This window comes from Corynebacterium sp. ACRPE, assembly GCF_022347435.1.
GTDB classification, from domain to species: Bacteria; Actinomycetota; Actinomycetes; order Mycobacteriales; family Mycobacteriaceae; genus Corynebacterium; species Corynebacterium tuberculostearicum_D.
On the sequence record NZ_JAKRNA010000002.1, the window covers coordinates 49,956 to 71,327 of the forward strand.

The window sequence follows — 21,372 nt, forward strand, 5'->3', positions numbered from 1 at the left end:
CCATCATGGCACCGAAGCATCACGGCGATAATGACGGCCTTGCAGACCAGCTCCAGCCCTTGGTAGATGATGATGCATTCCTCACCGAGCTTTCGAAGGGGACTAACCCTTCCGACAGCCAGGACGACCTGGCGGAGCTGCTGCTGGAGTTAAAGGGGGACGTCGATAAGCAGATGCCTCCAGCCCCGCTGGTAGAAGGCGCCGACGCTGAGCCTGAGGTCATCGACCTAGGCCAGGCCCGCAAGCGCCGCCGCGGCGGCCCGTTCGTACATGGACTCATCGGTGCGGCGGCCGCAACCCTAGTTATCGCTGGAGCCGGTGGTGCGATGTTGCACGCCGGAACCCTTGATAAGGGCGATAAGACCCGCAACGTGGAGCTGGCCGGCACGTTGGAAGAGATGGAATCTCGCGCGGCCGAAGGCGATATTGAAGGCGCTCGCGAACTGATGAAGGACGCCCGCGCCAAGCTGGATGAGGCCGAAGGCAAAGAAGAAAAGGCCATCGCCGCCAACCGCGAGGCGGAACAAAAGCGCTCTGCGCAACCGAAGCCCACCCCGCACACCGTGACGGAGACCACCACCGAAACCGTTGCGGAAGAGGCTTCGCAACCGGAACAGCAGCCGGAGCAGGTCACCGTGACCGAAACTCAATACGCCACCGAAACCGTGGTGGTCACGGAACAAGGACAGCCAAACCCGCAGCCCAACCCCAACGTTGAGGACGCGCCGACGACCACCATCGAGTTGGGGCAGCAGCAGTAGAAGCTAGCGGCCCTCTAGGCCATCCAAATAACCCAAGGCGTAGTCCCAAGGCACGTAGCGGGAGGGATCTGGCTCGGCTCCTGGCTCATGCACCGGTGCTAGCTCGCCTTCAAGGGTGGCGCGCATATTGGCGGCCATAATGTCCCACTCATAAAAGTGGTTTTCCTGGCAATCCTCGCACAAGAAGAAGATGCCGTCGATGCCGCGCGGGCCGAGGATGGACGCAAATTTCTGCACCAGCGCGAGGTCGTGAATGATGGCGATCCGGTCGTCGTCGGTAAGCGGCATGACCTGCTCGTCCTCCTCCAGGAAGGAGGCGGGGTCATTCGGATCATCGGCGAAAGGATCGCGGGGCATATTGGCGAAGAAGTTCACGCCTGCGAGCCTATTGAACTTACCCTCCCGAGGCAATTTACCCCCTGCCCAAATGGTGTCGTCGGCCGGCAACGCACTACAGTTGGGTTAGCCGCTAAACCTGTTAAGGAGAGACCTCGATGAGCGAGAACCGTATTCATACTGGTGGAGATGACCCGAACAAGGTAGCCCTGCGCGGCCTGACCTTTGATGATGTGCTCCTTTTGCCCGCCGAATCCAATATCGTGCCCTCCGAGGTCGATACTGGCGCGCAATTTACCCGTAATATCCGCCTCGGCGTTCCGCTTGCCTCGGCCGCCATGGATACCGTGACTGAGGCCCGCATGGCCATTGCCATGGCCCGTCAGGGCGGCATCGGCGTGCTGCACCGCAACCTGTCCACCGAGGACCAGGCCGAGCAGGTAGAGATTGTGAAGCGCTCCGAGTCCGGCATGGTCACCGACCCCATCACTGCCCGCCCGGATATGACCATCGGGGAAGTAGACGCGTTGTGCGCCCGCTTCCGCATCTCTGGCCTGCCGGTGGTAGACGAGGATGGCACCCTGGTGGGCATTTGCACCAACCGCGATATGCGCTTCGAGCCTGACTTTGACCGCAAGGTCAGCGAGGTCATGACGGCCATGCCTCTCGTCGTTGCGCGCGAGGGCGTATCCAAGAAGGAAGCCCTCGAACTGCTCTCGGCCAATAAGGTGGAAAAGCTGCCCATCGTCGATGCGAACAATAAGCTCACCGGTCTGATTACCGTCAAGGACTTTGTCAAGACCGAGCAGTACCCTAACGCGTCCAAGGACTCGGCCGGGCGACTGTTGGTTGCGGCCGGCATCGGTACCGGCGAAGAGTCCTACCAGCGCGCCGCCGCGCTTGTCGACGCCGGCGTGGACGCCCTCGTCGTCGACTCCGCCCACGCCCACAATAACCGCGTGCTGGAAATGGTCGCCCGCGTCCAAAAGGATTTCGGCTCCAAGGTCGATGTCATCGGCGGTAATCTCGCCACCCGCGAGGCCGCCCAGGCAATGATCGATGCCGGCGCCGACGCCATCAAGGTCGGCATCGGCCCAGGCTCCATTTGCACCACCCGCGTCGTCGCCGGCGTGGGCGCGCCGCAGATTACGGCCCTGATGGAGGCCGCCGCAGTAGCTGGCCCGGCCGGTGTGCCGGTTATCGGCGATGGTGGCATGCAGTACTCCGGCGACGTCGCCAAGGCCCTGGCGGCCGGCGCCGATACCGTCATGCTGGGCTCCATGTTTGCCGGCACCACCGAAGCCCCCGGCGATATCGTGGTCTACCAGGGCAAGCAGTACAAGCGCTACCGCGGCATGGGCTCCATGGGCGCCATGCAGGGCCGTGGCCTCTCTGGTGAGAAGCGTTCCTATTCCAAGGACCGCTACTTCCAGGCCGATGTCCGCAGCGAAGACAAGCTGGTTCCGGAAGGCGTCGAGGGTCGCGTGCCCTTCCGTGGCGATATCGATGCCATCGTGCACCAAATTATCGGCGGCCTGCGCGCTTCCATGGGCTATACCGGCTCCGCCACCCTGGCCGAGCTAAAGACCAAGCGCTTCGTCCAAATTACCGCCGCGGGCCTGAAGGAATCCCACCCGCACCACCTGCAGCAAATCGCAGAAGCACCAAACTACCGCTAGGAATATCATGCGTGAATACGCCGAAATTGGCATCGGCCGCGAGGCCCGCCGCACCTTCGATCTAGAGCAACTATCCATCGTGCCGCAGCGTCGTACCCGTTCCTCCAAGGACGTGGACACCACCTGGCACATCGACGCCTATACCTTCGACATCCCCTTCGTGTCCCACCCCACCGATGCGCTCGCCACCCCCGAGTTCATCATCGAGATGGGCAAGCAAGGTGGCCTCGGCGTCATCAATGCCGAGGGCCTGTGGGGCCGCCACAAGGACCTCGAGGGCGCCCTGGCCCGCATTTACTCGCAGCCGGGCGATAACTCCATCATCCAGGAGCTGCACGCCGCCCCGCTTGACGACGCCCTCCTTACCGAGCGCATCTCCCAAGTCCGCGACTCCGGCGTCACCGTTGCTGTGCGCGTATCCCCCCAAAATGCTCGCGAGATGGCCCCGAAGGTCATCGCGGCCGGTGCCGAGTTGCTGTTTATCCAGGGCACCCTAGTCTCGGCCGAGCACGTAGCTACCGGCGGCGAGCCGCTGAACCTCAAGGAGTTCATTGGCTCCCTTGACGTTCCCGTCATTGCCGGCGGAGTTACCGACTACACCACTGCGCTACACCTGATGCGCACCGGTGCGGCCGGCGTCATCGTTGGCGCAGGCGTGACCACTAACGCCGAGACCGTAGGCATCGACTCGGCCATGGGCACCGCGATTGCCGACGCCGCCGCAGCCCGCCGCGACTACCTCGACGAGACCGGCGGCCGCTATGTACACATCATCGCCGATACCGAGTTTGAAAACTCCGGCAATATTGCCAAGGCTTTTGCCTGCGGCGCTGACGGTGTTGCTCTCGGCCCACTGCTTGCCCAGGCCCGCGAGGCCGGCGGCAAGGGCTGGTACTGGCCTGCCACGGCCGGCCACCCGCGTTTCCCACGCGGCTTCGTTCAGTTCTCCGGGGCCGATACCGACTTGGACGTCGATTTCCTCACCACCGGTACCCCGGCCGAAGCCACAGAAGAATCGGCCGCCCCGTCGCTGGAAACCGTGCTGCACGGTCCCTCCAGCGAGCCCTTTGGCCGCACCAACCTGGTCGGCGCGCTGCGCCGTTCCATGGCCAAGTGTGGCTACACCGACCTGAAGTCCTTCCAGAAGGTCGAACTCGCCGTTCGCTACTAATCCGCGCGAGAGTCCTGACGCGGCTGTGCCTTCTCGGCGCAGCCGCGTTTCTTTGTTTCAGGGCTTCCTTCGCCGCCGAACAGATACCAGTTGGCGAGGTAGGAGAGTGGTTTAGGAAACCAATTGCCAGCCGCCCTCACGCCTCCACGTGGTCTTGTCCGTCGTTGGCCGCCATTGCCCTGAGTTGTGGACTGGGCACACGCGTACTCCCGAGGGATTGAGCTCTACAACCTTCTCTTCGCCGCTCGCGCGTAGAACCACCGAATTTTGCGCTACTTCTGGATGCCCCACGCGCTCTGCCTGCTGCGTGCCGCACAATGGAACCCACTCATCCCACTCGCTTCCAAAGATTTCCGCGGCCGGAAGTGTTACCTGTTGCGGGCCTTGTTCATCCAGCGCAGACGCCACCTCGGCCGTAGTTGGGGTGGCGTCACAACCGCACAACAACAGGCTCGCGGCGAGCACAATAGCCAAGCGCTTCATAAGCTATCAGTTTAGTGGGTTAGACTATGGGGCGTGACTAAGCCAAATACTACCCCGCGCCCCGTCCTCGTTGTGGACTTTGGCGCTCAGTACGCGCAGCTTATTGCCCGCCGCGTGCGCGAGGCCAAGATTTACTCCGAGGTTGTCCCCAACTCCGCGTCTGTGGAGGAAATCAAAGCTAAAGATCCCGCCGCGCTTATTCTGACGGGCGGTCCGTCCTCTGTCTATGCTGACGGCGCCCCGGCTCTGAAGCCGGAGCTGCTTGAGCTCGGCATTCCAGTCTTCGGCATCTGCTACGGCTTCCAGGCAATGAACCATGCGCTTGGTGGCACCGTGTCGTCGACTGGCGAGCGTGAGTACGGCCGTACCGATATGAATGTCAAGGGCGGCGTACTTCACGAAGGCCTGGAGGCTACCCACAAGGTGTGGATGTCTCACGGCGATGCCGTATCTGCCGCTCCTGAAGGTTTTGAGGTTACGGCCACGTCGGCCGGTGCTCCGGTTGCAGCGATGGAGTGCCTGGACAAGAAGATGGCCGGCGTGCAGTACCACCCTGAGGTACAGCACTCGCCGCACGGCCAGGAGGTGCTTACCCGCTTCCTTACTGAGGTTGCTGGCCTAGAGCAGAACTGGACGGCCGATAATATTGCCGAGCAGCTCATCGCGGATGTCCGCGCGCAGGTGGGCGAGGAAGGCCGCGCTATTTGTGGCCTGTCCGGCGGTGTAGATTCCGCTGTAGCGGCCGCACTGGTGCAGCGCGCCATTGGCGATCGCCTCACCTGTGTCTTCGTTGACCACGGCCTGCTGCGTGCCGGCGAGCGCGAGCAGGTGGAGAAGGACTTTGTCGCCTCCACTGGAGCGAAGCTGGTGACCGCAGATGAGCGCGCTGCCTTCCTGGAAAAGCTGGCAGGAGTTAGCGATCCAGAAGCTAAGCGCAAGGCCATCGGCGCGGAGTTTATCCGTTCCTTTGAGCGCGCGGTTGCAGGCGTGCTTGACGACGCCCCCGCAGGCTCCACCATCGACTACCTCGTCCAAGGCACTCTGTACCCGGACGTTGTCGAGTCTGGCGGCGGCGATGGCACGGCGAATATTAAGTCTCACCACAATGTCGGCGGTCTGCCAGATGACGTGGAGTTCAAGCTGGTCGAGCCGCTGCGCCTGCTGTTTAAGGACGAGGTACGTGCCGTCGGCCGCGAGCTGGGCTTGCCAGAAGAGATCGTTAGCCGCCAGCCATTCCCTGGCCCGGGCTTGGGTATCCGCATCATCGGTGAGGTGACCGAGGAGCGCTTGGAGACGCTACGCGAGGCAGACCTTATTGCTCGCACCGAGCTGACCAATGCCGGCCTGGATGACCAGATTTGGCAGTGCCCGGTAGTACTGCTGGCCGATGTCCGCTCCGTTGGTGTGCAGGGCGATGGCCGTACCTATGGCCACCCGATTGTGCTGCGCCCGGTGTCCTCGGAAGACGCCATGACCGCAGACTGGACCCGTTTGCCTTACGAGGTGCTGGAGAAGATTTCTACCCGCATCACCAACGAGGTGAAGGACGTCAACCGCGTGGTCTTGGACTGCACCTCCAAGCCACCGGGAACCATCGAGTGGGAGTAAAACGGCATGCGTAGAAGGCGCTCAGTCTAGTGCTGAGCGCCTTTTCGCTCGTTTTGGCGCCGGCGTTTACTCGCGCGGGGTAAACGGTGGCCGCCACACAATGCGCCCGCCCACCCGCTCGAGGCGGCCGCGCCGAGGTGGGGCGTTGGGGTCATCGTCGTTGACGCCATTATGGTAAGCGCAGCACATGACCAGGTTTTTCATATTCGTCTCCCCGCCATTGCTCCACGCTTTAAGGTGGTGGACTTGGGAGAGGTCGGCCGGCTGGTTGCAGCCCGGCCAGGCGCAGCGTGGGTTTTCTGCGGCGGCCATAATGCGCTGCTTGTCATTGGCCACGCGCGCCGTGCGGTAGAGATTGACTGGACCTTCTTCGGGGTGCACGAGCGTGACGTAGCCGGTTTCTTTGTCGCCAGCAAAGCCGACGTCGTTGAGCACGCGGCGCAGATATTCGGTGCCGGTGATGGTGGCGCCATTGGTCAGATCGAGCTCGATATCATTGCCGCGGCCGTCGCGGATGCGGATGAATTTGTCTAACGGCACGATGGCATTGGTCACCACTTCTGCCCGCGCGGCCGCAGCTTGGTCAAAGAAGATCTTTTCTACCGCCTCGAGCGATTGCTTTCCGGTCGCGGCCAGTGCGGCGTTGAGATCCGCGATGAAACTAGAGGTTCCGGTGATGGCAAGCGTCCAGAAGTCATTGGGGCGTCGGTAAGTGCGCACGCCTGGGGCTACGGTGTTGTCCTTCATTTCGCGCAAGCGCCGTCGGGCGTGTTTAAGGATGTGGCTCATTGAGCTGGTCATCGCGCAGCATTCCGCGCGCAGCTGCCAGGCCTGCTTTTTGCTGGGCGCGCGGTTAACAATGCGTTCTAGGGCGGTAAGGGTGGCGATGGAGTGGGTGTTGCGGCGGGCGTCGGCAATAGCGCGGCGCTGCAGGCGCGTAAATTTGGTGCGGCCGAAGTAGCTTTCGCACAAAAGCAGCAGATCGGCGGCGATGGCATCGGGCGCGCCGCGGTCCATGAGCTCGGACCCGGACATGCCTTGGCACCCGGCGATGATATCCATGCCAGGGCCCAAGGCGGTGAGGTAGGTCTCGAGTGCGTTCATGCCTGCAACGCTACGGCGCGCACCTACACCAGCGCACGGCCGGCGCAACCGCTACGGCCGATTCTGTGGATAACCCGGCCCGCATACCCGCCATGGGCCGGAAAAGCTGTGGATAACCCCGAAAAGTGTCGTTTAGATTAGGCAAACGCGAGCCGGCGCGTGCCATCCACATGGGGGAAGACGAAAAAGCTAAGTCCAAAGACCACTAGCCACACTAGGCCGGCGCCCCATGCGGGCAGGGCCACGATGGGCGCGAGCATCACCATAAGCCACAAGATCATAAGCGGTACGAGCTGTGCGATGGTGGGAACCAGAGTGACGTTGCGCTTGTCGGCATAAGCGCGCATCGCGCGGCGGTACGGGTGGGCGAAGACGAGGACGAAGGCTGCCACAAGGCATACGAGCGCCCCAACCAGTGCGGCAAAGATATGCGCGCGGCTAGCCAAGAGTGCCACGGCCGCACCGATGAGGATGGACGAGCCCAAGCGCACCCATGGCGGAGTAGGGATGGGGGTGGTGTGCTCGCGCATGGCGCCGTAGGCAGCGTTGAAGTTCATGCCGCTAAGGCTACCATTCGAACATACACTTGCATGTGTCCGGGTGAGGGTTCATACTATTCGGGTGAGTCAAACGAGCGTTCGCCTAGAAAAAGCGGTGGCCGGGCTAAGTAGGTCGGACCGCGTGGCGGTGCTGCGTACCCGTATGCGCGCTATGGAGCGCGGTCCGGAAGAAGAGCTGGTAGATACGCTCCCTGGCCTGGCGCGCTTGCTTCCTGCAGGTGGTCTGGCGCGCCGGCAGGTGGCGCACTGTGCGAGCTGCCCGGCGCTGGTAGTGGAGCTTATCTGCCACCTCACCGCCCGTGGCGGGCATGTAGGCGTGGTGGGGTGGCCGGATTTGCTACTCGCACAAGTGGCCGAGGAGGGTGCTATCGAACGCGTGGTAACCGTGCCGGATCCGGGGCTGGAATCCTGGATGGTGACGGGAGTATTGGCGGAAGGGTTGGACCTTGTTGTCCACCATGGGCCGCCCGGCGAGGTGAGCCCTACCAAGGCTCGGCCGGTGCTGGCAAAGGTGCGCGGCGGGCGCGCGGCGGTGCTCACGGTGGGCACGCGCCTGCCCGGCACGGCGGTGGGGATAGGGGCACGGGTGAGTGCCTATCGGGGCGTCGGCAAGGGCAGCGGGCGCATTCGCGGCGTGGACATGGACGTGGAGGTGACCTCGAAGCAGGGGGCCTCGCGCGGGGTGCTCACGGTGGGGCAGCGTCGCCGGTTGGAGGCCGTATGAGGGTAGCGGCCGTGTGGTTTCCGGATTGGCCCATCCAGGCCGCCGGCGGGCAGAGCCCTATGGTTATTGCGCGCAATCACTCGGTGGCGGTGTGCGATAGGAGGGTGCGCCGGGCGGGTGTTCGGCGCGGGATGCGCCTGCGCCAGGCCCAAGCGCTGTGCCCCGAGGCCGCAGTGGTGGAGGCCAATCCGGACCGGGATGGCGCGGCGTTTGCGGAGGTCGCGGCCGGCTTAGATGCGGTGGCGTCCTCGGTGGAGGTGTTGCGCCCAGGCCTGGCGATTGTGGATGCGGGCGCGGCTCTGCGCTACCACGGGGAGAAAGCACTAGAGATGCTTGTCGACGCCTCTTCGTACGCCGGCTTCGACTCCACCCTCGGCGTTGCCGATGAGATTGCCACGGCCGTTATCGCAGCCCGGCACCGTGGTGTGGGCGCAGTGGTGCCGGAGGGCGGCTCGCGGGAGTTTTTGGCCACCCAGCCCGTAGGTGTGCTGGCGGCCGATGAGGCCTTGGGCTTTGAGGCGGGGTTTATCGCACAGCTGGACAAGCTAGGCGTGCGGCGTCTGGGCGACTTAGCCGCGCTGCCGTTTAAGCAGGTAGCCATCCGGTTTGGCGAGCCGGGCCGGCGTGCCCACGAACTGGCCCAGGCCCGTGCGGATAGGCGCGTGGCCCCAGAGCTGGCGCGCCCGGATCTGGCGGTGGAGATGGAAGAGCGCATCGAGCGCGTGGACGCGGCGGCCTTCGCGGCCCGCCAACTTGCGGCTCGGCTGCATGCCCGCTTGGAAGCGGCCGGCAAGGTATGCCTGCGGCTGCGCGTGGTGGCGGAGTTTGGCACCGGTGAGGAGCTGGCGCGGGTATGGCGCACGCAGGAGGCGCTGACGGAGCAGGCCACCGCGGACCGCGTGCGCTGGCAGCTCGATGGCTGGCTCACGCGCGCTACTGGTGAGGGCGCGGCCATTCGCCGCCTGGCGTTGGAGCCGGTGGAGGTTGCTGCCCCGTCCGCCACCGGTTTGTGGGGTGGGGAAGGCTCGCAGGAGCAGGTCAAGCGCGTGATCGCCCGCGTGCAATCACAGCTGGGGATTGACCGCGTGCTGCAGCCGCGGGCAGTGGGCGGCCGTGGGGTGGCCGAGCGCATCGAGTACGTGCCCTATGGCGAGCAGCGCGACGCCCCGCCGGACGGCGAGTGGCCCGGCCGCATTCCCGCACCCTTGCCTGCACGGCTGGGCGGTGGGCCGAACCACCCGGCCGCGCGCATTCGGCTTGTCGACGCCGCCGAGCGCCCCGTCTTCGTCACCGCCGAAGCCCTCCTGTCCGGGGTGCCGGTGGCCTTGAGCTGGGGTGCGCATCGTTTCCGCGTGCTGGGTTGGGCCGGGCCGTGGCCGGTGGATACGCAGTGGTGGACCGATACTCCACAGCACGTAGCGCGCCTGCAGGTGGTGGGCCAAGCCGACCGCGAAGAGCATCAGCGGGCCTGGCTGTTGGTATGGTCCGGCGGCCGCTGGCGGGTTGAGGCGACCTATTAATCGCGAATATCGACCACGAGGCGGGTGGGGTTATCGAGCACCTGCACGGAATAAGGCTTGCGAGAGGTCATGCCGATGACAAATTGGCAGCGGCCCTCGTAGGTGCCGCCGTTGACCACTTGGGTGACAATTCCTTCTGTAGGGGCATCCACCACGCCGATGCGGGGATCGTCCTTGCCGGCCTCGAAGGGATAGACCACGCCGTCGATATTGACATTGAGTGCGGTCTCTCCGGAGTAGTCAATGGTCTTGCCGGAACCCTGCTGTGTGGGTGTATCGGCGTAATCCACGAACCAGCCGGGAGCGCCGCCGCCATCGAGCTCGAAGACGACGCGCTCAAAACCCTCGTGCCGGCCGATGCGCACGTCGGTCACCGTGAGCTCGGAGGGCGCCTGCGGCCGGAGGGTTTTCATCTCCATATTGGCCTGGCCCAGCGGATTGAGCTGGGAGTTATCCGCAGATGCAGCCATGGTGGTGCGGTCCGTCTCTTGGGCGGCGCAGCCGCTGAGGGAAGCAGCGACGAGGAGTGTTGCGGCGAGACGGACTTTTAGCATGCCCCCTAGGTTATAGTTTCGGCCGTGAACTGTATAGCCGAGGGGGTATTTCGTGGCCGAATTGTGGCCAAGGGTGTGAGCTGAAATGCAGAAAGGTTAGGCTTAGGTATATGACCGAGTTCTGTTCAGATATCCAGGTAGAGCCGCTGCCAGGCACGGCGAAGAAGGAATCCGTCTATGTGCTTTTTGAGTGGCCGGGCGGATGGTCGCGAGACGTGCTCGACGGCGATACCTTTGGGCCGGAGCTCACAGCGCAGCTCAAGACCAAGCTGAAGGGCATGGCGGGGCTGCAGCTTATTCGCCGGCCGGGCCGCAACGGCCGCCAGGTGGGCAAGATGCACCGCTGCTACCTGGTGTGGGCCGAGCAGGGCGTGATGGAACTCGTGCTGCTGACGGGACCGGAGAAGATCCTCGATCTGGACCTGACCGGGCCTGGCCGCAATGGGGGCGGCGCTTTGGATACGCCGCTGGTGCTGGTGTGCACGCACGCGAAGCGCGATACGTGCTGTGCGGTCAAGGGCCGGCCGCTGGCTGCGGAGCTGGTGGCGGATTATCCGGATATGGTGTGGGAGACCTCGCACACGAAGGGGCACCGGTTCGCGCCGTCGGTCATGCTCATGCCATGGGCCTATTCCTTTGGTCGCATGAATAAAGAAGCCGCCGCGCAGATGATTGCGGCGGCGGCGAAGGGGAAGTATTTCTACCCGGTAAATCGCGGGCGCGGTATTTTCGGCCCGCGCGGCCAGGTGGCGGAGTTGGCGGTGGCCCGCTCGCTTATTGACGCCGGCGAGGACCTCTCCTACGGCCAGCTCACCGCCACCGACGGCGGCGAGGTCAGCCACACTGACGGCCGGCGCTGGCGTGTGGCGCTCGAGGAGCGCGAGGTAGAAGGCGTGGTCTCATCGTGCGGCGATGCGCCGAAGAAAGGCCAAGCCATCGTAGCGACCGGCGTGGAGCCGGTCGCGGAGTAGGCCGAGCGGGGAGGGGCGGCGTCGGCAAGCGGGGGCTAGCGGCGCATGACCTTGGAAGAAAGCCAGTTGCCGAGGAACTGGGCGGCCTGCACCAGCACGATGATGATGAGTGTGGCCACGACGGTGACTTTCCACTCAAAGGCGCGGTAGCCGTAGACGATGGCAAAGTCACCCAAGCCGCCGCCGCCGACGTAGCCGGCCATAGCGGACATATCCACGATGGCGATGAATAGGAAGGTGTAGCCCAGAATCAGCGGGCCGAGGGCCTCCGGAACGATGACGGAGGTGATGATCTTCCACGGCGAGGCACCCATGGAGCGGGCGGCCTCGATAACACCGGGATCGATGGCCACGAGGTTTTGCTCCACCACGCGGGCCACGGAGAAGGTTGCGGCGATCACCATGACGAAGGTAGCCGGGCCGCGGCCGATGGAGCCGCCCATTACGGCGACGGTCAACGGCTGGGCAAAGGCCAGCAAGATGATGAACGGGATGGGGCGGACGAAGTTCACCAGCAGGTTAACAATGACGTAGACAAACCTGTTTTGCAGGATGCCGCCCGTGCGGGTGGTGTAGAGCAGCATGCCCAGGCCAAGGCCGAGGATGCCGGAGACGATGAGGGTGGTCGAGACCATGATGAGGGTATCGACGATGGCCTCGGCGAGCGAAGGGCCGAGGCGGTCCCAGTTGGCTTGGGCGAGGTTGGTGACGGTCATCGTGCAATCTCCTCAATCTGGGTGGTGGTAGAAAGCGTGCGGTAGAACTCTTCGATGGCGTTATTATCGCCGCTAAGCCGCACGGTCAGCTTGCCAAAGGAATGCTGCTGCAACGTGGTGATACCGCCGTGGACAACGGCGATGGACACGCCGGCCTCCTTGAGCCGAGCGGCGGCGGTGAAGAAGCCGGATTCCTCGGTGAGGTTGATGGTAAACAGGCGGCCTTCGTGCGCAAGCAGGTCGTCGGTTTCGACGACGTCGGGTTCGTTGCGCAGCGAGGTGGCCACGAACTTGGCGGCCACGGAGGTCTGCGGGTTGGAGAAGACCTCGTAGACGCTGCCTTGCTCTACTACGCGGCCGTTTTCCATCACGGCGACCTTATCGGCGATGGAGCGAACGACTTCCATCTCGTGGGTAATAACCACGATGGTGATGCCGAATTCCTTGTTCACCCGGCGCAGCAGGTCGAGGACTTCCTGCGTGGTGGTGGGGTCGAGGGCGGAAGTGGCTTCGTCGGCAAGCAGCAGCGAAGGATTGGTGGCCAGCGCACGGGCAATGCCAACGCGCTGCTTCTGGCCGCCGGAAAGCTGCTCCGGGTAGCTCTTGCCTTTGTCTCCCAGACCGACGAAGTCCAGCAGTTCTTGCACGCGCTGGGCGCGCTCCTGCTTGCCGACGCCCTGCAGCTGCAGCGGGTATTCAATATTGCCGGCCGCGGTGCGCGAGCTCATCAGGTTGAACTGCTGGAAGATCATACCGATATTGCGGCGAATGCCACGCAGCTTCCGCTCGGACATGCCAACGATATTGGTCTCGTCGAGCAACAGCTCGCCGGCGGACGGGGTGTCCAAGCCGTTGATCATGCGCACGAGGGTGGACTTGCCGGCGCCGGAATAGCCAATGATGCCGACGATTTCGCCAGGCTCGATGGTCATGGAGACATGGTCGAGCGCCTTAATTCGCGCCTTTTTCTGCTTAAAGATCTTGGTGATCTCGCGGAACTCAATGCGGGTGCCGCGGTGGGTGGAATCTGCCACGTGTTTGCGTCCTTAGCTAGGAAAGTGCCAAACCCCGCCGGGGTCTCCGGCGGGGTAAAAGCAAGGGTGATTAGTCCAGATCTGCTTCGAGCTTATCCAGGATCTCCTGCAGATCCTTCTGGCTGCGCTCCACCTCGACGGAGGTGCCGGCGGAGTCTTCGTCAACGCCCTCCTGGACGGCGTCGCTGTGCCATAGCTCGGCGAGCTTCTTGATGTCCTCGTTATCGGCGTCTTCCTCGCGGACGGCGAAGACGTTGATGTACGGCTCTGCCTCTTCAGAGTTTGGGTCGTCCTGGAAGATGGCGGTGGCTGGGTCGATGCCGGCGCGCTCCAGGAAGGAGTTATTGATAATCGCCGGGGTGCCCTCGCCGTGTGCGGACGTGGTCTGTGCCGCGTCTACCGGGGTGACCTTGACCTTGGACTTCTTCTCATCGATGTCCAGCGGGGTGGGCTCCAGGTTGTCCTTGTCCTTCAGGGTGAGAAGGCCGGCCTGGACCAGCACGTTGATGGCGCGAGCCTGGTTGGTGGAGTCATTCGGGATGGCGACCTCTTCGCCCTCGATGCCGTCGAGGGAGTCGTGGTCCTTCCAGAACAGTGCCAGCGGCACGATCTCGGTAGCCACGATAGGCACCAGGTTGGTGCCGTTGCCGTGGTTATACTCCGCCAAGAACTTCAGGTGCTGGAAGTTATTGGTGTCCAGCTCGCCCTGGTCCAGAGCCTGGTTCGGGGTGTTGTAATCCGCGAAAGGCTGGATATCAATGTCATAGCCTGCGTTCTTTGCTTCCTGCTCGAACGCTACCCAAGCCTTCTTTGCGTCATCGGTGGTGCCGACTTTGATGGCCTTGGAGTCATCGGAGTCGGAAGAGCATGCCACCAGGCTGGTGGCAGCGATGGTTACGGCGGCGGTAGCAGCCACTACGCGACGGATCTGCATGGGGAATCCCCTTCTTGTAGGAGTTGAAATAATTTGCTTGTTTAGCAACTTAGCAATCAGCGAACCGCTTTGTCTATTGTAGGCATCACGTCCCACCGGCTTGTCTAGAACAATAATTCGATATTACGCTTGCTGGAGTGGAATTTAATGGCGGAAGGGCACTGTCGTGGTCGCGGGTGGAGCGCATCCTCTCCGGCCGCGAATCCGCTGCGCCCGTGCCGGTGGATCACCTTCCTGGGTCTACGGTTTCTGCCCGGCGCGGCCATTCCACCGTGCCCTTTGCGGAGCTGCATGCGGTAAGTTCCTATAGCTTTCTCGACGGCGCCGCCGAGCCGGAGGAACTGGTGGCCCGGGCCGTGGAACTGGGGCTTGAGGGGTTGGCCATCGTGGACCGCGATGGTTTTTATGGCCTGATGAAATTTGCCGAAGCCGCAGCTAAAGCGAACCTTCCGGCCATATACGGTGCTGAGCTGTCGCTCGCGGAGGCCCCGGTGACCGTGCTGGCGCGCACCCCGGAGGGCTATCGCCGCCTGTCGCGACTCATCGCGCGCGCCCGGATGGAGGCGGGGGAGAAGGATCGCGTGACTTATCCGCCCTTGGATGAGGTGGCGCGCGAACTGGAAGGGGAGTGCTTCTTTCTGGTAGGGCCGGAGGCACTAGCGGAAATCGATAACCTGCTCGAAAGAATAAAAATAGACAGCATAGTTCTCGAATATTCGTGCAGCATGTCCCCCGAGGATGCGGATCGGCACCGTTTCCTCGATAAATACAATAACCTGCGGGCCATCGCAACCGCACGGCCCGCGGCCGCGACCCGCGACCAAACTCGGCTCGCCGCCGCCAAGCGTGCCCTGGCCCGGCGCGAATCCCTCGCGGCCGCCGCGCCGCACGTCCACCCCATGGGGGCTGGCTGGCTGCGATCCGGCGAGCAGATGGCGCAACTCTTGCCGGATCGGCCGGAGCTCATCGCCGAAACCGTGGCGCTCGCCCGCGAGTGCTCCTTTACCTGGGACGCCCTCGCTCCCAACCTGCCGCATTTTCCGGTGCCGGAGGGGTACACCGAAATGAGCTGGCTGGAGCACGAGGTCTGGCGCCGCGCCAAGGACCGCTATGCTTCGCGCCCGGCCGAGATCAGGCAGGCGGCGAGGAAACAGATTCGGCATGAGCTGGGCGTCATCAAGCAGCTGGGCTTTCCCGGCTACTTCCTGATCGTGTGCGATCTGGTGGATTTTTGCCGCCGCGAGAATATTCTGTGCCAAGGCCGCGGCTCGGCCGCCAACTCCGCGGTGTGCTTTGCGCTGGGCATTACCAATGCAGAGCCCATCTCCGCGCAGTTGCTCTTCGAGCGCTTTCTCTCCCCGGACCGTGATGGCCCGCCCGATATTGATATCGATATCGAGTCAGGCCGCCGCGAGGAAGTCATCCAGTATGTCTACCGCACCCACGGCCGCGATCGCGCCGCGCAGGTGGCCAATGTCATTACCTATCGCCGCAAGGGAGCTACCCGCGATGCCGCCCGCGCGTTGGGCTACCCGCAGGGCTCGGCCGATGCATGGTCGAAAGGTACCTCTGAGCCGCCTGCCGACGTCTCCTCATTAGCCGAGCAATTCCTCGGCCAGCCCCGCCACTTGGGCATCCACTCCGGCGGCATGGTGCTGTGTGACCGGCCCATTGCAGACGTCGTTCCTATGGAATGGGCGCGCATGGAAAATCGTTCCGTATTGCAGTGGGATAAGGACGATTGCGCGGCCGCCGGCCTGGTGAAATTCGACCTTTTGGGCCTGGGCATGCTGGAGGCGCTGCACCATATGATCGATGCCGTGCGCGCCACCACCGGCCGCGAGGTGCACCTGTGGGAGCTTGATCTGGCCGAGCCGGAGGTCTATGACATGCTCTGCCGCGCCGATGCGGTGGGTGTCTTCCAGGTGGAATCTCGCGCGCAGCTAGCCACGCTGCCGCGTCTGAAGCCGCGCCGCTTCTTTGACTTGGTGGTCGAGATCGCGCTCATTCGCCCCGGCCCCATCCAGGGCGGGTCCGTGCACCCCTACCTGCGCCGCCGCGATGGCTTGGAAGAGGTGGCTTATGACCATCCGGTGCTGGAAAAATCCCTGGGCAAGACGTTGGGCATCCCGCTCTTCCAGGAGCAGTTGATGCAGATCGCGGTCGACGCCGCCGGCTTCTCCGGTGCCGAGGCCGATGACCTGCGCCGCGCCATGGGCTCGAAGCGATCCCCGGAAAAGATGGCCGCGCTGCGCAGCCGCTTCTTTGCCGGCCTGCACGAGACCAACGGTATCGAGGGCGAGGTGGCAGAAAAGCTGTGGGCCAAAATCGTGGCCTTCGCCGCCTATGGCTTCCCGGAATCCCACTCGCAGTCCTTTGCCTCGCTGGTGTATTTTTCCGCGTGGTTTAAGTACCACTACCCGGCGGAATTCTGCGTGGGGTTGCTGCGCGCGCAGCCGATGGGTTTCTATTCCCCGCAGTCGCTCATCCAAGACGCCCGGCGCCACGGCGTGCGGGTGCTGCCGGTGAGCATCAATGACTCCGGCGTCCAGGCCCGTGCGACGGGGTCGGCCGAGATTCGCTTGGGCCTTAACCTCATCAAGGGGCTAGGGGAGTCCGCCGCCGAGCGCGTGGAGGCGGCCGCGCCTTTTACTAGCGTGTCCGATCTTTCGCGCCGGGCGGATCTCAGCGTGGAGCAGGTGGAGGCGCTGGCTACGGCCGGGGCGCTGGAGTGTCTGGGGCTGGATCGTCGCCAAGCGCTGTGGCAGGCTGGCGTCGCCGCCACCGAGCGTGAGGGCATGCTGCCCGGTACGTCCGCCCTGGCCTCGCCGCACCTGCCCGGTATGTCCGCGTTTGAGCTCATGGCTACCGACGTCGCCGCCACCGGCGTGACCCATAACCAGCAGCCGATGGAGCTGGTGCGTGCCTCGCTTGCCGACGTCCTCCCTGCCTCCCAGCTCCCCCATGTCCCCGATGGCACCCGCGTGCGTATCGCCGGCATCATTACTCACCGCCAGCGCCCGCGCACTGCTTCTGGCCTGACCTTTTTGGGCGTCGAGGATGAAACCGGCCTGATGAACGTGATGGTCTCACCCGGATTGTGGTCGCGGCATAAAGTCCTAGCCCGCACCGCCCGGGCGATGATCATCCGCGGCATCGTGCAAAATGCCACCGGCGCGGTCAGCGTGGTTGCAGATAAGCTCGAGCCGCTGGATTTTGGGGAATTCCTCTCCCGCGGCTCCCGCGACTTCCGCTAGTTGCCGCCGCTGCGCAGCTCGTCCGCGTTGAGCTTATTGGCCAATTCTTTGGCTACCGCAAACGGAATCCACAGCAGCTGGATATAGATGAGCTTGGCAAAGAAGATGGCGATATTAGTCCCAGAGGTCGCTGCCTCCGCTGTGACCTGCTCTGTGCCGAAGACTTGCAGGCCAAATGCGGTGGCACCAGCGACAAGGAAGAGCACTATGGCCGTGGCCAATGCGGTTTTCAGGCCTTTGTCGCGGGCGTCGGTATGCAGGCGCAGCTCGTACTCTTCCATCTCCGTAGTAGGAACGTCGAGGTGCCGAATGGACTGGCGCAGCCACGTGGTGCACATGGTCGCCGCAATGCCAGCTATCGGCCACAGCAGATTAGACAAGCCAAGCGCGAAGAAGTGCAGGGGCGCCGCCACGATGGCCAGGCCGAGAAAAATATCGCCGGCCAGGATCAAGCGCTTGCGGCGGGAAACAGAGGCAGGAATTGTGGTAGCCATTAGGAATTCTTCCTATAGATTTCAGTGGACATAGGGGCAAATTCCTGGCGGGAAAAGATGGCCTCCACTGGAAGGTCAAAGACCTCGCAGACGCGGAAAGCTAGGTCCAGGCTGGGGGAGTGGTCCCCGCGCTCAAGGGCTCCGACGGTCTGGGGGTTGACGTCGATGGCCTCAGCCAGCTGCGCGCGCGACATGTCCCGCTCGGCGCGTAGCACGCGTACCCGGTTATAAATGGGTGCGGAGGGCTTCTTCTTTGGGGACATGAGTCAAAGTATTGCATAAACCCAACGCCCTGGCAAGGGTTGCTACTCGACGCCGAAGATATCCCCTGGCTGGCAGTCCAGTGCCGCGCATAGTGCTGCGAGGGTGCTAAAGCGTACGGCTTTGGCACGATTATTCTTCAATACGGAGAGGTTGACTGGGGTGATGCCTACTTCTTTAGCGAGTGCCGTTCCGGTTATGCCGCGCTCTTCCATTATTCGGTCGAGGTGGCAGACTACCTGGGGCCCTTGTGGCTCAGACAAGTCCTTCGACCTCCTCTTCTAGCTTGCAACCGCGCTTGATGGCGGCTGAGAAGAGCTGTAGGGCGCAGGCAAAGAGGTAAAGCAGCGCGAGCTCGCCAAATGACGTTCCGCTCTGGCTGGACCACCAGTCGATCCCTAGCTGTGAAGAGGCCCAGTTGTTGCCCATACCTTCGAGCGGGAAGCGTCCGATAAACCAGACGAGAATCCCGATGGCTATTCCATTGAGGAAGCGAATATTTTTCGTAGTGAAGACCTGCCCGCGAAGCATGGGCTTGACCAGACGGTAGGTAAAGAACGCGATGATCAAAATAGCCGCAATCTTAACGACGAGCGCTGCGGTGAGCATCCAGAATGGTCCGCCGTCGAGGTTGTGTTTGCTTAGGCCTTCTGGGATGGCTGCGCTCAGTGCGGTGGAAAAGCGTCCGGTGGCAAGCTCACGCAGGTAGGTAGGGCCGAGGATGACGATGGTAAGGAGGCAGATGCCGGCCGCTGTGTTAATTTCGCGGCGCTCGGCCTTGGAGGTGGGTTGTGGGGTGGTCATGACAATCCTTTCCGCCGATTGTTTATCGACTCTCGATGTTGTCGTAATTCGATAATATCGATTAACGATAAGTGAGGCAAGGGTATGGCCCGATTGATACTGTCAATAACTATGAGCGAAGAAATGAATCCCGTCTCGCCACGCCTGGTGACCTCGCGTTATATCCACCACCTGAGCTGGATGATTGTCCTCGCGGCGGCCGCCGGTGCGGCAGGTTTCTGGTGGACCCCGTGGTTCTACTGGGCGGCCGGGCTTTTCGTCGCCCTTTTCTTCTGGCTGCTCTGGCTCATCCCCGCCCAGGTGCGCAACATGGGCTGGCTCGAGACCGACGATGAGCTGCTTATCACTCGCGGCAAGCTCTGGCATTCCTTCACCGTCGTGCCCTACGGCCGCATCCAATTCGTGGACGTGACCTCCGGGCCCATCGACCGCGCCCTCGGGCTAAAAAAGCTGCAGCTCCACACGGCCTCGGCCAGCACGGACGCCACCATTAAGGGCTTGGAAGCCCCGCTTGCCGACGCCCTCCGTACCCGCCTTGCCCACCAAGCCCGCGAACGGATGAGCGGCCTATGAGCGACCAGTCCAGCACCCAACCAAGCTTCCGCCGCGTCCACCGCCTCACCCCGCTGCTGCGCCTATGGTCAGTGATCCTGGCCCTCATCGCGGCCTTCGCCCTCAACGTCAACCTGGAAGCCCTGCGCGATATCTTCGCCTTCATCACTGGCGAGCACCGCGGCGAGGCCCTGCGCGATACCGCCCTAGCTCTCGCCGCGTTCGTTGCAGTCTGCGCGGTCGTGTGGCTCGCCTCCGGCCTGTGGTGGCGCCGCATGGGCTACCAGCTCGGCGCGGACGAGCTATCCCTGCGCCGCGGACTCTTTTCCACCCAACTGCGCACCGCGCGCTATGACCGCACCCAGGCCGTCGACGTCGTCGAGCCTGTCATCGCTCGCCTTTTCCGGCTAGCGGCCGTCCGTGTAGAAACAGCCGGCGGCCAATCATCAGTCATCGAAATCGCCTACCTCAAAAAGGCCGACGCCGAAGCCCTGCGCGAGGACATCCTCGCCCGCGTCCACGGCGCACCCGCACCGGCCGCGGACACTGACATCGACGCAACCGCAGCCGACTTGACCAGCGCCCCAACACCCGCCCCGCCGGCCGAAGAACCGACCCTCGTGCCCGAAATTCCGATCGCGCGCTCCCTTATGGCGGCCGCGTTGCGCGCCTCCACGCTTTTCCTCGTCGGTTTCCTCATCCTTGTCGTGGTCACCCGGCTGCCGCTGTCGACCGCGCTGCCCATCCTCGTCGGCGCGATACCCAACGTCTGGAACGTGCTCGATTCCTCCTGGCGCTACACCGCCCGCACCGACGGCGAGGTACTCAACATCACCTACGGCCTGGCCGATCGCCGCCGCCAAAGCATCCGCCTTGACCGCATCCACGCCGTGCAAATTACCCAGCCGTTCCTGTGGCGGCCGTTGGGCTGGTACGAGGTGAGGGTGTCGGTGGCGGGATATGGGGCGTCGGCAAGCGGCAAGGCTTCTGGCTCCACCCGCATCCTGCCGGTCGGCTCCCTCGCCCAAGCCCGGCAATTCCTCCCGGCCGACGCCGCGCCCACCTACGCCTCGCCGGCCCGCGCCAAATGGGTCTCCCCGCTGGATTACCGCCAGCAAACCGTCGCGCTCACCGGCGACTACGTCATCGTGCGCAACGGCCGGCTCAACCGCCGCGTCAAGGCCATCCACACCTCCCATATCCAGGAGCTAACCTACCGCCGCGGGCCGATTTCCCAGGCGCTCGGCCTAGCCACCGTCAACCTCGACCTAGTTCAAGGGCCCGTGCGCATGGCCGCGCGCAACCTCACGCTTGCCGACGCCACCGCACTCCTTGCCCGCCTGCGCTCCCGCCAACTGCCAGGGCTTAAACCGCCCCGTTAAAGCCCAGCTGGCGCCACGCCTCGAATACGGCCGTCGACGCCGAATTCGACAGGTTCATCGAGCGCCTGGCCGGCACCATCGGAATGCGCACGCGGTCCGTCACGCGCGGATGGTTAATATGCTCCTCCGGCAGGCCAGTCGGCTCCGTGCCGAAGAGAAGGACATCGCCCTCCTGGTATTCGATATCCGTAAACCACTTATCCGTATGCGTGGTAAACGCGAAGACGCGCGCCCCCGGCAGCGCATCCATGCAAGCCTGAAAATCCTTGTGAATCTGCACATCGGCCAGATCGTGATAATCCAGTCCGGCGCGCTTTAAGTGCTTATCGTCGAAATTAAAGCCTAGCGGCTCAATCAGGTGCAGGCTCGCGCCCGTCACCGCGGCCGTGCGGATGGCGTTGCCCGTATTGGTGGGAATGACGGGGTTATCAAAGACAATGTGCAGCTGGCTCATGCCTTCAGTCTAG

The 21,372-nt window shown here is 63.4% G+C and carries 23 protein-coding genes; 10 read left to right on the plus strand and 13 right to left on the minus strand.

Going from position 1 to position 21,372, the window contains the following annotated elements; genetic code table 11:
- Positions 1-5 precede the first annotated feature (5 nt).
- Positions 6-761 (plus strand): hypothetical protein, encoded by a 756-nt coding sequence (locus MHY13_RS01540; RefSeq protein ID WP_204610145.1) that lies wholly within the window; start codon positions 6-8, stop codon positions 759-761.
- A 3-nt stretch (positions 762-764) separates the two neighbouring features.
- On the opposite strand, the gene MHY13_RS01545 is transcribed toward MHY13_RS01540, so the two are convergent.
- Positions 765-1,136, minus strand: coding sequence for a DUF5319 domain-containing protein (locus tag MHY13_RS01545; RefSeq protein WP_005326826.1), 372 nt, complete (start codon positions 1,134-1,136; stop codon positions 765-767).
- Positions 1,137-1,255: 119 nt separating this feature from the next.
- Here MHY13_RS01545 and guaB point away from each other — a divergent pair, with 119 nt between their 5' ends.
- Positions 1,256-2,776, plus strand: coding sequence for an IMP dehydrogenase (guaB, locus tag MHY13_RS01550; protein WP_239280237.1), 1,521 nt, complete (start codon positions 1,256-1,258; stop codon positions 2,774-2,776).
- 7 nt (positions 2,777-2,783) lie between these two features.
- Positions 2,784-3,947, plus strand: a complete 1,164-nt coding sequence (locus MHY13_RS01555) for a GuaB3 family IMP dehydrogenase-related protein (protein ID WP_005322688.1) — start codon at positions 2,784-2,786, stop codon at positions 3,945-3,947.
- Between the two features lie 111 nt (positions 3,948-4,058).
- Here the strand turns inward: MHY13_RS01555 and MHY13_RS01560 are convergent, their stop codons facing one another.
- Positions 4,059-4,430 (minus strand): hypothetical protein, encoded by a 372-nt coding sequence (locus MHY13_RS01560; RefSeq protein ID WP_204610142.1) that lies wholly within the window; start codon positions 4,428-4,430, stop codon positions 4,059-4,061.
- 33 nt (positions 4,431-4,463) lie between these two features.
- On the opposite strand from MHY13_RS01560, the gene guaA reads away from it, so the two are divergent.
- Complete coding sequence (gene guaA, locus MHY13_RS01565) at positions 4,464-6,038, plus strand: glutamine-hydrolyzing GMP synthase (RefSeq protein WP_239192952.1); 1,575 nt, start codon at positions 4,464-4,466, stop codon at positions 6,036-6,038.
- 66 nt (positions 6,039-6,104) lie between these two features.
- Here guaA and MHY13_RS01570 read toward each other — a convergent pair whose 3' ends face one another.
- On the minus strand, positions 6,105-7,142 hold the full coding sequence (locus tag MHY13_RS01570) for an HNH endonuclease signature motif containing protein (RefSeq protein WP_204610140.1): 1,038 nt from the start codon (positions 7,140-7,142) through the stop codon (positions 6,105-6,107).
- A gap of 137 nt (positions 7,143-7,279) precedes the next feature.
- Positions 7,280-7,699 carry a hypothetical protein gene (locus MHY13_RS01575; RefSeq protein WP_239280239.1) on the minus strand — a complete coding sequence of 140 codons (420 nt, stop codon included), beginning with the start codon at positions 7,697-7,699 and terminating at the stop codon, positions 7,280-7,282.
- Positions 7,700-7,757: 58 nt separating this feature from the next.
- Between MHY13_RS01575 and MHY13_RS01580 the strand changes: the two genes are divergently transcribed.
- Both MHY13_RS01580 and MHY13_RS01585 read left to right on the plus strand, forming a co-directional pair.
- Positions 7,758-8,426 (plus strand): hypothetical protein, encoded by a 669-nt coding sequence (locus MHY13_RS01580; RefSeq protein WP_239280463.1) that lies wholly within the window; start codon positions 7,758-7,760, stop codon positions 8,424-8,426.
- On the plus strand, positions 8,423-9,946 hold the full coding sequence (locus tag MHY13_RS01585) for a DNA polymerase Y family protein (protein ID WP_239280241.1): 1,524 nt from the start codon (positions 8,423-8,425) through the stop codon (positions 9,944-9,946). The genes MHY13_RS01580 and MHY13_RS01585 overlap by 4 nt, the downstream gene beginning before the upstream one ends.
- Here the strand turns inward: MHY13_RS01585 and MHY13_RS01590 are convergent.
- Positions 9,943-10,500 carry a hypothetical protein gene (locus tag MHY13_RS01590; RefSeq protein ID WP_239280243.1) on the minus strand — a complete coding sequence of 186 codons (558 nt, stop codon included), beginning with the start codon at positions 10,498-10,500 and terminating at the stop codon, positions 9,943-9,945. The genes MHY13_RS01585 and MHY13_RS01590 overlap by 4 nt on opposite strands.
- Positions 10,501-10,610: 110 nt before the next feature.
- Between MHY13_RS01590 and MHY13_RS01595 the strand changes: the two genes are divergently transcribed.
- Positions 10,611-11,471 (plus strand): sucrase ferredoxin, encoded by an 861-nt coding sequence (locus tag MHY13_RS01595; RefSeq protein ID WP_239280244.1) that lies wholly within the window; start codon positions 10,611-10,613, stop codon positions 11,469-11,471.
- 35 nt (positions 11,472-11,506) lie between these two features.
- On the opposite strand, the gene MHY13_RS01600 is transcribed toward MHY13_RS01595, so the two are convergent.
- The 3 genes from MHY13_RS01600 to MHY13_RS01610 form a co-directional block, all read right to left on the minus strand.
- Positions 11,507-12,187: a methionine ABC transporter permease gene (locus tag MHY13_RS01600; protein WP_239280246.1), complete on the minus strand. Its 681-nt coding sequence runs from the start codon at positions 12,185-12,187 to the stop codon at positions 11,507-11,509.
- On the minus strand, positions 12,184-13,221 hold the full coding sequence (locus MHY13_RS01605; protein WP_204610137.1) for a methionine ABC transporter ATP-binding protein: 1,038 nt from the start codon (positions 13,219-13,221) through the stop codon (positions 12,184-12,186). Before MHY13_RS01605 ends, MHY13_RS01600 begins: the two co-directional genes overlap by 4 nt.
- A gap of 70 nt (positions 13,222-13,291) precedes the next feature.
- Positions 13,292-14,155, minus strand: a complete 864-nt coding sequence (locus MHY13_RS01610) for a MetQ/NlpA family ABC transporter substrate-binding protein (protein WP_239280248.1) — start codon at positions 14,153-14,155, stop codon at positions 13,292-13,294.
- A 137-nt stretch (positions 14,156-14,292) separates the two neighbouring features.
- Here MHY13_RS01610 and MHY13_RS01615 point away from each other — a divergent pair, with 137 nt between their 5' ends.
- A complete protein-coding gene (locus MHY13_RS01615) occupies positions 14,293-17,412 on the plus strand; it encodes an error-prone DNA polymerase (RefSeq protein WP_239280250.1) in 3,120 nt (1,039 codons plus the stop codon).
- On the opposite strand, the gene MHY13_RS01620 is transcribed toward MHY13_RS01615, so the two are convergent.
- From MHY13_RS01620 to MHY13_RS01635, 4 genes are read right to left on the minus strand one after another with little or no spacing between them, the layout of a single operon-like run.
- Complete coding sequence (locus MHY13_RS01620; protein WP_239280252.1) at positions 17,409-17,906, minus strand: hypothetical protein; 498 nt, start codon at positions 17,904-17,906, stop codon at positions 17,409-17,411. The two genes, MHY13_RS01615 and MHY13_RS01620, sit on opposite strands and share 4 nt — an antisense overlap.
- Positions 17,906-18,169, minus strand: a complete 264-nt coding sequence (locus MHY13_RS01625) for a helix-turn-helix transcriptional regulator (RefSeq protein ID WP_005322660.1) — start codon at positions 18,167-18,169, stop codon at positions 17,906-17,908. The genes MHY13_RS01620 and MHY13_RS01625 overlap by 1 nt, the downstream gene beginning before the upstream one ends.
- A 42-nt stretch (positions 18,170-18,211) precedes the next feature.
- A complete protein-coding gene (locus MHY13_RS01630; protein WP_255712183.1) occupies positions 18,212-18,430 on the minus strand; it encodes a helix-turn-helix transcriptional regulator in 219 nt (72 codons plus the stop codon).
- Positions 18,423-18,971 (minus strand): hypothetical protein, encoded by a 549-nt coding sequence (locus tag MHY13_RS01635; RefSeq protein ID WP_005322654.1) that lies wholly within the window; start codon positions 18,969-18,971, stop codon positions 18,423-18,425. Before MHY13_RS01635 ends, MHY13_RS01630 begins: the two co-directional genes overlap by 8 nt.
- 111 nt (positions 18,972-19,082) lie before the next feature.
- On the opposite strand from MHY13_RS01635, the gene MHY13_RS01640 reads away from it, so the two are divergent.
- Positions 19,083-19,544, plus strand: a complete 462-nt coding sequence (locus tag MHY13_RS01640; protein WP_179387420.1) for a PH domain-containing protein — start codon at positions 19,083-19,085, stop codon at positions 19,542-19,544.
- Positions 19,541-20,905: a PH domain-containing protein gene (locus MHY13_RS01645; RefSeq protein WP_239280254.1), complete on the plus strand. Its 1,365-nt coding sequence runs from the start codon at positions 19,541-19,543 to the stop codon at positions 20,903-20,905. The genes MHY13_RS01640 and MHY13_RS01645 overlap by 4 nt, the downstream gene beginning before the upstream one ends.
- Here MHY13_RS01645 and MHY13_RS01650 read toward each other — a convergent pair.
- The gene (locus MHY13_RS01650) at positions 20,889-21,359 is read right to left on the minus strand and encodes a tRNA (cytidine(34)-2'-O)-methyltransferase (protein WP_005322648.1); all 471 of its coding nucleotides are present in this window, start codon (positions 21,357-21,359) and stop codon (positions 20,889-20,891) included. The genes MHY13_RS01645 and MHY13_RS01650 overlap by 17 nt on opposite strands.
- Positions 21,360-21,372: the final 13 nt, after the last annotated feature.